A 13982-nucleotide genomic window follows, 5' to 3' on the forward strand; every position below is an offset into this window, starting at 1 on the left:
GCCGCCATCCGGACTCATCGGTGTGAGCGAAGGTATTTTTTGTCGTACCCCTGGGCTAGTTTCGTAGCCGTGAGCGACGTGGCCACCCCGATCGAAACCCAGCTCGAGACCTTCCGGCCCGAGCTGACCGGTTACTGCTATCGCATGCTCGGCTCCGCCTTCGAGGCCGAAGATGCCGTTCAGGACACTCTCGTACGCGCCTGGAAGAGCTACGAGGGGTTCGAGGGGCGCTCCGCCCTGCGGTCCTGGCTCTATCGCATCGCCACCAACGTCTGCCTGAGCATGCTCGGCAGCGCGCAGCGGCGGGCCCGCCCGATGGATCTCGCCCCGGCCGGCTCCGGTCAGGCGACGCACCCCGGGGAGCCGCGCCCTGATGAGATCTGGGTCGGCCCGGTGCCCGACGGGCGGGTGCTGGCCGCGGTGGCCGACCCGGCCCAGGTGGTGGCCGACCGCGAGTCGATCCGGCTGGCCTTCGTGGCCGCGCTGCAGCATCTGCCGCCAAAGCAGCGGGCCGTGCTGATCCTGCGCGAGGTGCTGGCCTGGTCGGCGCAAGAGGTGGCCGATCTCCTCGAGCTGTCGGTGCCCAGCGTCAACAGCGCGCTCCAGCGGGCCCGGGCGACGATCGCCTCGACCGACAAGTCGGCCCAGGTGCTCGAGCCCGGCGACGAGGAGCAGCAGAAACTGCTCGCTCGTTACGTGCAGGCGTTCGAGGCGTACGACCTGACCGCTCTCACGGCCCTGCTGCACGAGGATGCGACGCTCTCGATGCCGCCGCTGCCGCTGTGGCTGCGTGGCCACGACGACATCACCGCCTGGATGGCCGGCACGGGCAGCGGGTGCGTCGGCTCCCGTCTGGTGCCGGCGGTGGCCAACGGCCTGCCCGCCTTCGGGCAATACCGGGTGGCGGCCGACGGTGACGGCCACACGCCGTGGGCGCTTATCGTGCTGGAGATCTCAGACGGACGGATCGCCGGAGTCAACAACTTCCTCGACACCGAGCGGCTGTTCCCGCTCTTCGGCCTGCCGGAGCGCCTGCCGGCCTGACTTCTGCGCGGCGGCGAGAAACCCGCCCAGGCCCATCAGCGTGAACAGGCCGAGCAGCTCGGGCGGGGCGCCGTGCACGACTAGGCGCCATCCGTGCCTGCTCGCGGTCAGGCGCAGCCGGGCCAGGGCCTCGACGGTCACCACGTCGGGGCGGGCCACGGTGGAGACGTCGCACACGACGTCGCCCGGGCCGGCCCGGACGCGCAGCAGGTCGGCCAGGCGCCCGCACAGGCACGGGATGTCCGCGCGGGTGATCACCGCGCCGACGGCGAACGGAACCGTCATACCGGGTACGACTCGCCGGCCGCGCCGAACTAATCGGTCCGGCCGATCCGGGCGTGCGCCGGGCGCGAATTGTCGTGTCCGCGCCGGGCGTGGCGGTGAGCGAGTTGTCGTGTCCGCGCCGGGCGTGGCATGGGGAAATGTTGGTTTTGCGCCGGGCGCGGTGGTGGGGCGAACCGTTGGGCGCACGCGGGCCGAATTGGTGGGCGAATCGTCCGGTTGGTGCCGTCTTTGCGTTGGGGTCCGATTCGGGCAGCTGAGCTGGGCGGGAGGAGCTGGGAGGCGTACGGGAAAGGGTCTTAGGGTGGTCTGATGAGCGAGCAAGTGACCAACTGGGCCGGCAACGTCGTCTTCAACGCGCGGACGCTGCGCCGACCGGCCTCCGTGTCCGAGGTGCAGGAGATCGTGGCCGGGGGCGGGCCGATCCACGTGCTGGGCAGCGGCCACTCCTTCAACCGGATGGCCGACACCGACGGCACCCTGATCTCGCTCGCCGACCTGCCGCGGCTCACCGAGATCAGCGCCGACCGCAAGTCCGTACGCATCGACGGCGGCATCCGCTACGGCGAGCTCGCCGCCCACCTGCACGCCAACGGCCTGGCGTTGCACAACACGGCGTCGCTGCCGCACATCTCGGTGGCCGGCGCGATTGCCACCGCCACCCACGGCTCCGGCATGACCCACGGCAACCTGGCCACCGTCGTCTCGTCGCTCGAGTTCGTCGACGGCTCGGGCAAGCTGGTCACGCTGGCCCGCGGCGACGCCGGCTTCGAGGGCGCGGTCGTGCACCTCGGCGCCCTCGGCGTGGTCACCGCGCTCACTCTCGACGTGGTGCCGACGTTCGAGATCCGGCAGTACGTGTTCGACAACGTGCCCCGCGCCTCGCTCGACGACCACCTCTTCGACATGCTCGGCGACGGTTACAGCGTCAGCCTGTTCACCAACTGGACCAGCCGCGACATCAGCCACGCCTGGCTGAAGCGCCTCGAGCCGATGGGCGACGAGTGGTACGGCGGGCATCTGGCCGACGGCCCGCGCCACCCCGTGCCCGGCATGCCCGCGCAGAACAGCACCGAGCAGGGCGGCGTGCCCGGCCCGTGGCACACCCGGCTGCCGCACTTCCGCATGGAGTTCACCCCGTCCAGCGGCGAGGAGCTGCAGTCGGAATACCACGTGGCCCGGGCCGACGGCCTGGCCGCGATCGACGCGGTGGCCTCGATGCGCGAGCGGGTCGCGCCGGTGCTGCAGGTCTGCGAGATCCGCACGATCGCCGCCGACGACCTGTGGCTGAGCCCCAACTACCACCGCGACAGCCTGGCGCTGCACTTCACGTGGATCGCCGACGCCGAAGCGGTGACGCCGGTCGTGGCCGAGCTGGAGCAGCGGCTGGCCGCGCTGTCGCCGCGGCCGCACGTGGGCAAGGTGTTCACGATGGCGCCCGAGACGATCCGGCAGAACTGGGAGCGGTTCGGCGACTTCAAGGAGCTGGTCGCCCGGTACGACCCGGCCGGCACGTTCCGCAACGAATGGCTGAACAAGATGCTTGGTTAGTAGCGGTCGCGGCGGACCACGTGGGTGTCGACCAGGTCGAGGAAGGCCTGGGCGGCCCGCGTCGGGGTCGTGGAGGCGCGGGCCACGCCGAGCACCCATGACGCGGCCGGCGGATCCAGGGCGACCGGCACCACCCGGGCGCCCGCCTCGGCCACCAGCGGGGGCACCAGGGCCAGCCCGGCGCCCGTCTCGACGTAGCCGGGGACGGTGTTCAGGTCGCCGGTCTCGATCACGATGCGGCGGGTGACGCCGGCCAGCCGGAAGTCGTTGTCGGTGCGCACCCGGTTGCAGAATCCCGGCGGCAGGTCGATGAACGGCTCGTCGGCCACCGCGGCCGGGCTGACCGCGGCCGATCCGGCGAGCGGATGGCCGGCCGGGACGAGCAGCCGCGGCTGGAACGTGGTGATCGCGTCGATGTGCAGGCCGGGGATCGTGGTCGAGACCACGCCGACGAAGGCCACGTCGAGTTCGTGGGCGCGCAGGCCGGCCAGCAGGCCTTCGGTGCCTTCGGCGGCGGTGCTCAAGCTCAGCCGTACGCGGGGGTGCCGTTCGCGGAAATCGCGGACCAGCGCGGGCAGGTCGACCATGGTGAGGCCGGACAGCGTGCCGATGCGCAGGCTGCCGCCGATGCCTTCGCGTACGTCGTCGACCGCGGCCCGGGCCTGGTCGAGCGCGTCCAGCGACCGGCGGGCCTCGGGCAGCAGAGCCTGACCGGCCTCGGTCAGCGCGACACTGGTCGTGGTCCGCCGGAACAGCGGGGCGCCGAGGTCGCGTTCGAGCGCGCGGATGCTGGCCGAGACGGTGGACTGCACGGCGTGGGTGCGGCGCGCGGCGCGGGTGAAGCTCAGTTCCTCGGCCACGGCCACGAAGAACTGAAGCTGACGCTGTTCCACCCCGGCAGCTTATCGCCGTCGGCTATCAACGACATCGGAACTATTCGTTGGCGGCGCACAGTCGCCCCGGCAGTCTGGGTGTCATGAACATCTTCCTCACCGGTGCGACCGGTTACATCGGCTCCCGCGTGCTCGTCGCGCTGCTCGGCGCCGGCCACCACGTCACGGCCCTGGTTCGAGACCCTTCCCGCGTACGGGCGGAGGGCGCTCGCCTGGTGACCGGGGACATGCGCGACCACGACCTCGTACGGGGGCTGGCCGCGGAGGCCGACGCGGTGCTCGCGACCGCCACTCCGGGCGACGCGACCAGCGCCGACGCCGACCGCGACTTCGTGGGGGCGGTGCTGGCGGGGCTGCGGCCGGCCCGCACGCTCGTGCGTACGGGCGGAATCTGGGTGCACGGATCGGGCGCGGCCCTCACCGAGGACACGCCGTTGTCGCCGCCCGCGCTGGTGGCCTGGCGCGAGGAGATCGACAACCGGGCCCTGACCGCCCCCGGCCTCCGCTCGCTGCTGGTCGAGCCGGGCATCGTCTACGGCTACGGCACCGGCATCCCGGCCATGATCTTCGCGGGAGCGCGGGTCGGTGAACCGGCCGCGCTGCAGCTCATCGGGCCCGGCACCCAGCACTGGGCCACTGTGCACGTCGACGATCTGGCCGAGCTGTACGTGGCCACGCTGACGTCCGGTTCCGCGGGCGACCGTTTCCTGGCCGTGAGCGGCGACAGCCCGTCGGTGGCGGAGCTGGCCGACGTGGCCAGCCGCCGCCTCGGGCTCGAGGGCCGGGTCGCGCCCGAAGATCCGGCGGACACGGTGGCGCGGCTCGGCGGATTCGGCGAGACGCTGTTGCTGGACCAGCAGGCGTCGGGGGAGAAGGCACGACGGGTGCTCGACTGGAAGCCGTCGCGCCCGACGCTGCTCGAAACGTTCGCGGCAGGCGAATACGACCCGGCCTGACCTGGGGTTTCACGAATCGTCAGCGGAGATCATCTTAAGAAATGCTTAAGTGCTGATCGTCCGTGGGAGCGCTCCCGTATGGATGGCCGAAGCCAAATTTGGTCCCCCTGGCGGAAGGCGCAGTCCCAATGTACAGAAGCCGGTCCAACAAGTCCCGCAGTAACGCGCGCCGCTGGCAGGTTGGCGCAGTCGCGGGGGTCGCGGTCGCCATCGTCGGCGTCGGCCTGGGTGTTGCCTCGGCCGCCGAGACGGTGCCGACCGTGAACTGCCCCCAGGTGGCCAACCTGCCCGCCGTGCCGGCTCAGGCGCAGGCCGAGGTGCAGCGCAACCTGGAGCTGCTCAACACCCAGATCTCCGAGGCCAACAACCGGCTTCGTACGTCGGTGGGGCAGGGCGGCGCGAACTTCATTCAGAACGCCATCCTCGGCCCGCTGGCCGACAAGCGGTTCGCGACGATCAACCGGATCGAGACGGCGATCGGTCGTAACGCGGCCAAGCCCAACCTGAACGCCGAGGGGCTCAAGACCTGTTCGCTCAACCAGGACGGCGGGAACTCGGCCCAGCAGCCGACCGACGTGCCGCCCGCCGGCAACGGCGGCGGCGGCGAGAACGCCGGGGGCGGCGGAGACGCGGCCGCCGGGGTGCCGACCGTGAACTGCCCGCAGGTGGACAACCTTCCGGCGGTGCCGGCTCAGGCGCAGGCCGAGGTGCAGCGCAACCTGGAGCTGCTCAACACCCAGATCTCCGAGGCCAACAACCGGCTTCGTACGTCGGTGGGGCAGGGCGGCGCGAACTTCATTCAGAACGCCATCCTCGGCCCGCTGGCCGACAAGCGGTTCGCGACGATCAACCGGATCGAGACGGCGATCGGTCGTAACGCGGCCAAGCCCAACCTGAACGCCGAGGGCCTGTCGAAGTGCTCGCTGAACGAGAACGGCGGCGCCTCGGCCGAGCAGCCGACCGACGTGCCGGCCGGTAACGCCGGTGGCGGCGAGAACGCGGGCGGCGGCGCCACCGGCGCACTGCCCACAGTGAACTGCCCGGCGCTGAACAACCTGCCGACCGTTCCGGCCCAGGCCGCGGCCGAGGTGCAGCGCAACCTCGAACTGCTCGACACCCAGATCGCCGAGGCCAACAACCGCATCGCCTCGTCGGTCGGCCAGGGCGGCGCGAACTTCATCCAGAACGCCATCCTCGGCCCGCTGGAGGACAAGCGCTTCGCCACCATCAACCGGATCGAGACGGCGATCGGCCGCAACGCGGTCAAGCCGAACCTGAACGCCGAGGGTCTGGCCCCCTGCGCCCTGAACCAGTGAGCTGAACCGCTGACCTAGCAGCACCCGCAGACAGGCGCGCGCCCGGACCCCCACCCGGGCGCGCGTCTTCTTCGGCGGCACAGTCGCGCGCGTCACGACTATGTATTTGTGTCACCCGGCCGGGGTAGCTTCGCCCCATGCCCGCCGATCCGAACGCGAAGCCGCCGGAACGTCCCCACCCGTGGCGGGTGGAGGGTGCGCCGCCCAGCGATCCACCCGGTGGCCCGCGAGGGCCGCGTTCCACCTGGCTGCGCTTCGGCGGCATGCTCGTCGTCCTGCTCGCCCTCAACTGGATCATCTCGTCGATCTTCCTGAGCCCGCCCGAGCGCGCCCCGGTGTCGTACACGTTCTTCCTGACCCAGGTCCAGGCGAACAACGTCAGCGAGATCACCTCGACCGCCGACACCATCGAGGGCCAGTTCAAGAAGCAGACGGCCTACACCCCGACCGGCGAGACCAAGTCCGAGCAGGTCGAGCGGTTCACCACCCAGCGGCCCTCCTTCGCCGAGGACAATCTGTTCGCCTCGCTGCAGGGCAACAACGTGCCGGTCAACGCCAAGCCGCCGGACGCGCCCAGGCCGGTCTGGCAGCAGCTGCTGATCGGCTTCGGCCCGACGATCCTGCTGGTCGCGCTGTTCGTCTGGATCTATCGGCGGATGGCCGGTGGCGCCGGGGGTGCGCTGGGCGCTTTCGGCAAGTCGCGCGCCAAGCTCTACCAGCCGGAATCCGGGCCCCGTACGACGTTCGCCGACGTCGCCGGCATCGAGGAGGTCGAGAAGGAGGTCACCGAGATCGTCGACTTCCTCCGCGAGCCCGGGAAATACCGCAAGCTCGGCGCCCAGATCCCGCACGGCGTGCTGCTGTCCGGCCCGCCCGGCACCGGCAAGACGCTCCTGGCCCGCGCGGTCGCCGGCGAGGCCAAGGTGCCGTTCTTCTCGATCTCGGCCTCCGAGTTCATCGAGGCGATCGTCGGCGTCGGCGCGAGCCGGGTGCGTGACCTGTTCGACCAGGCCAAGAAGGTCGCGCCGTCGATCATCTTCATCGACGAGCTGGACGCGATCGGCCGGGCCCGGGGCGGCGCCCAGTCGCTCGGCGGCAACGACGAGCGCGAGCAGACGCTCAACCAGATCCTGACCGAGATGGACGGCTTCACCGGCAGCGAGGGCGTGGTCGTGCTGGCCGCGACCAACCGCTCCGAGGTGCTCGACCCGGCGCTGCTGCGTCCCGGCCGCTTCGACCGTCGCGTCGTGGTGAGCCCGCCCGACCTGGCCGGCCGCCGCGCGATCCTGGGCGTGCACACCCGGGGCGTGCCGCTGGCCCCCGGCGTCGACCTCGACGGCATCGCCGCGACCACGCCCGGCATGGTCGGCGCCGACCTGAAGAACCTCGTGAACGAGGCCGCGCTGCTGGCCGCCCGCCGCGGGCACGACCGGGTGCACAACGCCGACTTCACCGACGCGCTGGAAAAGGTGGTGCTGGGCACGGTCCGCGGCATCATGCTGACGCCGGGCGAGAAGGAACGCACCGCCTTCCACGAGTCCGGCCACGCGCTGCTGGGCATGCTGACCCCCGGCGCCGACCCGGTCCGCAAGATCTCGATCATCCCGCGCGGCCAGGCCCTGGGCGTGACGTTCCAGAGCCCGTCGACCGACCGCTACGGCTACTCGGCGAAATACCTGCGCGGCCGCATCATCGGCGCGCTGGGCGGCCGGGCCGCCGAGGAAGTCGTCTTCGGCGACATGACCACCGGCGCCGAGAGCGACCTCGACCAGGTCAGCAACATCGCCCGCCAGATGGTCGGCCGCTGGGGCATGTCCGAGGCGATCGGCCCGGTCACCGTGCTGCCGCCACCCGGCCAGGAGTCGCCGCTGGGCCTCGACGGCGTCGCCCCCGCCACCAAGGAACTGATCGACGCCGAGGTTCGCAAGATCGTGGAAGCCTGCTACACCGAGGCCCTCGAACTGCTGCGCTCCCACCGCCCCCAGCTCGACAGCCTGGCCCACCGCCTGCTCGAAACCGAAACCCTCGACGAGGCCGACGCCTACGCCGCGGCGGGCATCGACCCGTCCGAGGCCCCCGGCGCCGTGGCCCGGGGCGAGACCCCCGGCGCCTTGCCGGCCCCCGGCATCCCCGCCGCCGCTACTTCCTGAGGGCGAGGACGCAGTGCTGCCGGGCGACAGTCATGTGCACAGCGAATGGTCGTGGGACACGCCGATCGGGGACATGGAGGCGACCTGTGCGCGGGCCGTCGAGCTCGGGGTGCCGGCGGTGGCCTTCACCGAGCACCTCGACCACATTGTCTGGACCGCCGACCGCGACACCCTCGAAGAGAGCCCGCACCTGGCCTCGTTCGCCGACGCCGGGGGCCGGGTGACCGCGCCGCCGTTCGACGCGGCAGGCTATCTGGCGGCGGTCGAGCGGTGCCGCGAGCGGTTCCCGGGCCTGCGCGTCCTCAGCGGGCTGGAGATCGGTGAGCCGCACCTGCACACCGAGGCCGTGGCCCGGGTGCTGAGCGCCGGGCGGTTCGATCGGGTGCTCGGCTCGATGCACGCGCTGCCGATCGCCGGGGGCTTCTACGAGCCGCCGGGAATGTTCGAGCACTACGGCCGGTTCGAGGCGATCCGCCGATATCTGACCGGCATTCCGGCCGTCGTCGCCGGGAGTGATGTCTTCTCGGTGTTCGCTCACATCGACTATCCGGTCCGGTTCTGGCCGGTCGGCGAGCCCTTCGACCCGTACGCGTGGCAGGAAGAATTTCGTCTGGCCCTGCGCGCGATCGCCGGCGGCGGGCGGGTGCTCGAGGTCAACACGCGGGTGCCGCTGCATCCGGAGATCGTGCGCTGGTGGCGTGAGGAGGGCGGCGACGCGGTGTCCTTCGGCAGCGACGCCCACTACGCGCGCGGGCTGGCCGACGGCTTTCGCGCGGCCGCCCACATGGTCGAGGCCCACGGCTTCCGCCCCGGCCGCGAACCCCACGCCTTCTGGACGCGGTGACCGCAGCTCGGCCCGACTGGCCGGGGCATTGTTCTCCTGAGCTTCGGGTGTCCGTCTCCGGATCGCCTTTCGCCGCTGGATAGCGTGGGCGCCGACGAAGGGAGTGGACATGCCGGACACCTTGCCGGGCGACAGCCACGTGCACAGCGAGTGGTCGTGGGACACGTCGGCCGGAGACATGGCGGGCACCTGCGCCCGCGCTGCCGAGATCGGGCTTCCGGCCGTCGCGTTCACCGAGCACCTCGACTTCAACCACTGGTTCGCCACCGCGGAGTCGCTCGCCGTGAGCCCCCATTACGTCCCGTACACCGGGGACGACCTCGTGGTGCGGCCCCCGCGATTCGACGCGCCGGCCTATCTGGCCGCGATCGACGAATGCCGCGCCCGGTTCCCGGGCCTGCGCATCCTCAGCGGGCTCGAGATCGGGGAGCCGCACCTGAACCCGGCCGCGGTCGCCGGGGTGCTGAGCGCCGGGCCGTTCGACCGGGTGCTCGGGTCGTTGCACTGCCTGCCGGTGGACGGCGGGCACACCGGGCCGCCGGTGCTGCTCGAACACATCAAACCGGACGAGCTCGTCCGCCGCTATCTGGCCGAGGTTCCCTCGGTCGTCGCCGCGAGCGAGGCGTTCGAGGTGTTCGCGCACATCGATTACCCGATCCGCTTCTGGCCGGCCGGCGCCACGCCCTTCGAGCCCGCCGATTTCGAGCCGGAGTTCCGGCACGCGCTGCGCGTCCTGGCCGACGGCGGCCGCACGCTGGAGGTCAACACCCGCCTCCCGTTGCACCCGCAGATCGTCGCCTGGTGGCGCGAGGAGGGCGGCCGCACGGTCTCGTTCGGCAGCGACGCCCACACGCCGACGGCTCTGGCCGGCGGTTTCCGCGAGGCCGCCCACATGGTCGAGGCGCACGGCTTCCGCCCCGGCCGGGAACCGCACGAGTTCTGGACGCGCTGAAGGTCGCCCAGGAAGGAATGGCCGCCCGCGCCGAGGCGCGGGCGGCCATCCCGCAGGGGTCAGGAGCGGGGACCGACCAGCTCGGGTTCGGGCTGGGGCGGGGTGACAGGCGACGCCGTGTGGCGGCCGCGCGGGCGCATGAAGCGGGGCGCCCACCAGTTGGCCCGGCCCAGCAGCGTCATCGCCGAGGGCAGGACCACCGCGCGGATGATGGTGGCGTCGAGCAGGATCGCCGCGGCCAGGCCGATGCCCAGCTGCTTCATGTCGATCGTGGACAGCGTGGCGAAGATGGAGAAGACCGCGACCATCACCAGGGCCGCGCTGCTGACCGTGCCGGCCGAGCCGGTGATGCCCTCGGCCACCGCCTCGCGGGTCGGCACGCCGCGCAGCACCGCCTCGCGGATCCGGGACACCACGAACACGTGGTAGTCCATCGACAGGCCGAACAGCACCACGAACAGGAACAGCGGCAGCCAGCTGACGATCGCGTCCATCGAGGTGAAGTTGAACAGGCCGGGCGCCCAGCTGCCCTGGAAGACCAGAACCAGCAGCCCGTACGCGGCCCCGACCGAGAGCATGTTCAAGGCGATCGACGTCAGCGCGACCACGACCGACCGGAACGTCCAGGCCATCATCAGGAAGGTCAGCAGCAGCACGACCCCGGCCACGATCGGCAGGGTCCGCCAGATGTGCTCGGCGTAGTCCTCGTTGCTCGCCACGTCACCGCCCACCGCGTACGAGGCGCCGGGCACCCCGTCGAGCGCGGCCGGCACCAGCGTGTCCCGGAGCCGGTGCAGCGAGTCGGCCGCCTCGTCGCTGCGGGAGGAGAACGGCGTCGCCACGTGCAGCACGGCCACGGTCTTGTCGGGCGAGACCTCGAGGTCGGGGCCGGTCTGCTCGATCGGCGCGAACAGCCGGTCACCCTGGGTGCTGCCGGCCAGCTTGGTCAGGGCGGCCTTGACGTCGGCGGCGGATCCCGCGGGCGCCTGCACGGCGATCAGGTGGGTGGTGCCGTTGCTCGGGTAGGACGCGGTCAGCCGGTCGTACGCCTGCATGGCCGGTGTCGTGCGGGGCAGGTCCTCGGTGCCGGGGAACTTGAGGTTCATGCCCAGCGCCGGGGCGGCCAGCGCCAGCAGCGCGAGCACGCTCACCACCAGCGTGGCGGCCGGCTTGCGCAGCGCCGGGCGCAGGACGGCCCGCCAGAAGCGCGAACCCGAACCGGCGTTGCGGGCGGTCAGGCGCCACACGAACGGCACCCGCGGCCGGTCGACCCAGCGGCCCAGCTTGGCCAGGATCGCGGGCAGCACGGTCAGCGAGCCGAGCACGGCCACGGTGACCACGAGGATCGAGCCGACGGCGAGCGACGAGAACGTGGAGTCGCCGGCCAGGAACAGCCCGGCCATGGCGATGACGACGGCTGTGCCGCTGACCACCACCGCATGCCCGGAGGTCTCGGCGGCGATCTCGACCGCGTCGACGTGACCGCGGCCCTTGGCCCGTTCCTCGCGTTCCCGGCGTACATAGAACAGCGAGTAGTCGATGCCGACGGCCATGCCGATCAGCAGGATGACGCTCGAGGTGGCGTCGGTCGACGGGACCAGATGCGAGGCCAGCGTCGAGAGCCCCATCGCGGCGGCCACCGACGACAGCGCCAGCAGCACCGGCACCCCGGCGGCGATCAGCGCCCCGAAGACCAGGATCAGGATGGCCAGGGTGACCGGCAGGCTGAGGATCTCGGCCCGCTTGAAGTCCTCGCCCAGCGTGTCGTCCAGCGCCTTGCCGATGGACGGCCCGCCGACCTGCTCGACCCGCAGCTCGGGGTGGGCCCGTTGCACCTCGGCGGTGGCCGAGCGCAGCGGCTCGACGCGGTCCGAAGCGGAGTCGGGGTCGCCGGTCATGGTGATCGGCACCAGCAGCGCCGAGCCGTCGTTGGCCGGGACGGGCTTGCCGACCTCGGCCACACCGGTCACCGAGCGCAGCTTCGTGGTGGCGTCGGCGGCGGCCTTCTGCGCGGCCGCGGTGTCGAGCTTGCCCGTACGGGCGGTGATCAGAACGTTGTCGACGGCGGGCTCGTCGGCGAACCCACCCTCGTCGATCATCACGTACGCACGCCCGGCCTCGCCGATCGCGTCGTCCTGCGCGGTGGCCTCCTTGAGTCCGGCCGCGCTGCCGCCGGCGAAGCACACCGCCACGAAGACCACCCAGAGCGCGATCGCGCGCCACGGATGTTCGGCGCTCCAGCGCGCCATGCGTACCGTCACCGGTCGCCTGCCCATCATTGCCCCCCAGCTACGAATCCTGTGTACACGCTGAAGTTAGGGAGTGAAGGAGCTGGGTACATCGGGGCTTGACCCCGGCCGACCCCCGACCTTGCGACACGCCGGTAGCCGTCGGAAACCCGACGCCGCGCCGGGTAAAGACCTGTAAAACGGTCAAACGGCTCAGGGTTTACCCGGGGACTTCCCCGATGCGCCGCACTTGATCGCCGGGTCTAGGTTGTCCACATGGGACAGCGAAAGAGATCGATTCTCACCGCGATCGGCGCCGCCGTCGTCGTGCTTCTCGGGTCCGCGGGCCCGGCGAACGCGATTGCGAACGGTGATCCGGTCAAGCCCGGCCGATATGCCTTCTCGGTCAAGCTGACCATGACCGGCATCCCGACCGCCGACGGCGGCAAGCGCAACAGCGCGTGTTCCGGCGCCCTGATCGCACCCCAGTGGGTGATCACCGCCGGGCACTGTTTCCGTGACCAGAACGGGGTGCGGGTCGAGCGCCCGGTCGCCGACTCGACGATCGCGACGATCGGCCGCACCGACCTCACGGACACGTCGCGGGGCCACGAGCTGGAGATCGTGGCGGTGCGTCAGTCGGCCACGGCCGACGTGTCGCTGGCCAAGCTGGCCGAGCCGGTGCGGGACGTGCGCCCGATCCGGGTGGGCCGCACGGCGCCCGAGGCCGGGGACATCCTGCGGGTCACCGGCTACGGGTCGACGACGAGCGTCAATCCGGCCCCGGTGACCTGGTTGCGTACGGGAAAGATGGAGGTGGTCGCGCTCAGCGACTCGGTCACCCAGGTCAAGGGGAACTCCCCGCAGGCCGACACCACACCCTGCCCGTACGACTCGGGCGGCCCGTTCTTCGTGGAACGGGGCAAACGGCCGCCGGTGCTGGTCGCCGTGGTCAGCAACGGACCGTCGTGCCCGCACGACAGCATCGAGAACGCCGCCCGGGTGGACAATCTCGCCTCCTGGGTCTCTCAGGTCACACACTGACACCAGTTCGTCCGGCCGGTTGCGGGGAAACCCGTAGCCGGCCCTTTTTTGTGCGGTGAACTGGCAGGGTGCCCCGTCGAACTGTGAGGACCACCACGGTCGGTTGCCGACCGACTTGGTCCCTATCCGACTAACCTGGTCCTCATGCCGCGCCCGACCAAGCAGCAGATCGACGACGAGATCCTGGAGACCGCCGCGTCCCTGTTCGCGCGGCACGGCTTCAAGGAGACGTCGATTCAGCGCATCGCCGACGCGGTGGGCTACTCGAAGACCGGCCTTCTGCACCGCTATCCGACCAAGGAGGCGCTGCAGCAGGCGGTCGTCGACCACGCGCTGCACGACATCCGCGAGGTGGCCGGCTCGGTCCGCGATCTGCCGCCCGGCCCGCCGCGCGACCGCGCGGCCGTCGCCGGCATCGCGCGCCTGGCCGTGGACGGCCCGGGCACGGTGTCGCTGCTGCTCAGCTGTCTCGCCGACACGCAGGACGACCAGTTCGGCTGCACCCTCGAGGCCATCGGCGAAGTCATCTTCGAGTGCTTCGCGACCGATCCGGACGCCGAGCCGCTGCGGGCACTGCGCGTCGTCGGCGCCCTGGGTGCGCTGGCCGTCGCCGGTGTCGCGCTGCGCGACAAGCCGCTCGCCGTGACCCTCGACGACCTCATCGACGTCAGCTACGACGCGCTCGGGCACGGGCGCACCGCAACCCCGTAAGGCACGGCCCC

At 71.4% G+C, this 13982-nt stretch carries 12 protein-coding genes; 9 read left to right on the forward strand and 3 right to left on the reverse strand.

Annotation, left to right across the window (positions count from 1 at the left end; translation table 11 throughout):
• The first annotated feature begins 69 nt into the window (after positions 1–69).
• Positions 70–1044, forward strand: coding sequence for a sigma-70 family RNA polymerase sigma factor (locus ACZ3I4_RS22485; RefSeq protein WP_465383941.1), 975 nt, complete (start codon positions 70–72; stop codon positions 1042–1044).
• Here the strand turns inward: ACZ3I4_RS22485 and ACZ3I4_RS22490 are convergent.
• Positions 955–1329: an STAS domain-containing protein gene (locus tag ACZ3I4_RS22490; RefSeq protein ID WP_465383942.1), complete on the reverse strand. Its 375-nt coding sequence runs from the start codon at positions 1327–1329 to the stop codon at positions 955–957. The genes ACZ3I4_RS22485 and ACZ3I4_RS22490 overlap by 90 nt on opposite strands.
• 309 nt (positions 1330–1638) lie before the next feature.
• On the opposite strand from ACZ3I4_RS22490, the gene ACZ3I4_RS22495 reads away from it, so the two are divergent.
• Positions 1639–2877, forward strand: a complete 1239-nt coding sequence (locus ACZ3I4_RS22495) for an FAD-binding protein (RefSeq protein WP_465383943.1) — start codon at positions 1639–1641, stop codon at positions 2875–2877.
• Here the strand turns inward: ACZ3I4_RS22495 and ACZ3I4_RS22500 are convergent.
• Positions 2874–3770 carry a LysR family transcriptional regulator gene (locus ACZ3I4_RS22500; RefSeq protein WP_465383944.1) on the reverse strand — a complete coding sequence of 299 codons (897 nt, stop codon included), beginning with the start codon at positions 3768–3770 and terminating at the stop codon, positions 2874–2876. The genes ACZ3I4_RS22495 and ACZ3I4_RS22500 overlap by 4 nt on opposite strands.
• An 83-nt stretch (positions 3771–3853) precedes the next feature.
• Between ACZ3I4_RS22500 and ACZ3I4_RS22505 the strand changes: the two genes are divergently transcribed.
• The 5 genes from ACZ3I4_RS22505 to ACZ3I4_RS22525 all read left to right on the forward strand — a co-directional run bounded on the left by ACZ3I4_RS22505 (position 3854) and on the right by ACZ3I4_RS22525 (position 9988).
• Complete coding sequence (locus ACZ3I4_RS22505; RefSeq protein ID WP_465383945.1) at positions 3854–4726, forward strand: NAD-dependent epimerase/dehydratase family protein; 873 nt, start codon at positions 3854–3856, stop codon at positions 4724–4726.
• Positions 4727–4854: 128 nt separating this feature from the next.
• The gene (locus ACZ3I4_RS22510; RefSeq protein ID WP_465383946.1) at positions 4855–6042 is read left to right on the forward strand and encodes a hypothetical protein; all 1188 of its coding nucleotides are present in this window, start codon (positions 4855–4857) and stop codon (positions 6040–6042) included.
• A gap of 137 nt (positions 6043–6179) precedes the next feature.
• On the forward strand, positions 6180–8192 hold the full coding sequence (ftsH, locus tag ACZ3I4_RS22515) for an ATP-dependent zinc metalloprotease FtsH (RefSeq protein WP_465383947.1): 2013 nt from the start codon (positions 6180–6182) through the stop codon (positions 8190–8192).
• A 13-nt stretch (positions 8193–8205) separates the two neighbouring features.
• Positions 8206–9036, forward strand: a complete 831-nt coding sequence (locus ACZ3I4_RS22520; RefSeq protein WP_465383948.1) for a PHP domain-containing protein — start codon at positions 8206–8208, stop codon at positions 9034–9036.
• Between the two features lie 109 nt (positions 9037–9145).
• Positions 9146–9988 (forward strand): PHP domain-containing protein, encoded by an 843-nt coding sequence (locus ACZ3I4_RS22525; protein WP_465383949.1) that lies wholly within the window; start codon positions 9146–9148, stop codon positions 9986–9988.
• A 59-nt stretch (positions 9989–10047) separates the two neighbouring features.
• On the opposite strand, the gene ACZ3I4_RS22530 is transcribed toward ACZ3I4_RS22525, so the two are convergent.
• Positions 10048–12249, reverse strand: coding sequence for an MMPL family transporter (locus ACZ3I4_RS22530; RefSeq protein ID WP_465383950.1), 2202 nt, complete (start codon positions 12247–12249; stop codon positions 10048–10050).
• Between the two features lie 243 nt (positions 12250–12492).
• On the opposite strand from ACZ3I4_RS22530, the gene ACZ3I4_RS22535 reads away from it, so the two are divergent.
• Both ACZ3I4_RS22535 and ACZ3I4_RS22540 read left to right on the forward strand, forming a co-directional pair.
• Complete coding sequence (locus ACZ3I4_RS22535; RefSeq protein ID WP_465383951.1) at positions 12493–13260, forward strand: S1 family peptidase; 768 nt, start codon at positions 12493–12495, stop codon at positions 13258–13260.
• Between the two features lie 144 nt (positions 13261–13404).
• Positions 13405–13971 (forward strand): TetR/AcrR family transcriptional regulator, encoded by a 567-nt coding sequence (locus ACZ3I4_RS22540; protein ID WP_465383952.1) that lies wholly within the window; start codon positions 13405–13407, stop codon positions 13969–13971.
• Positions 13972–13982 lie beyond the last annotated feature (11 nt).

This window comes from Actinoplanes sp. NPDC021490 (genome assembly GCF_055562135.1).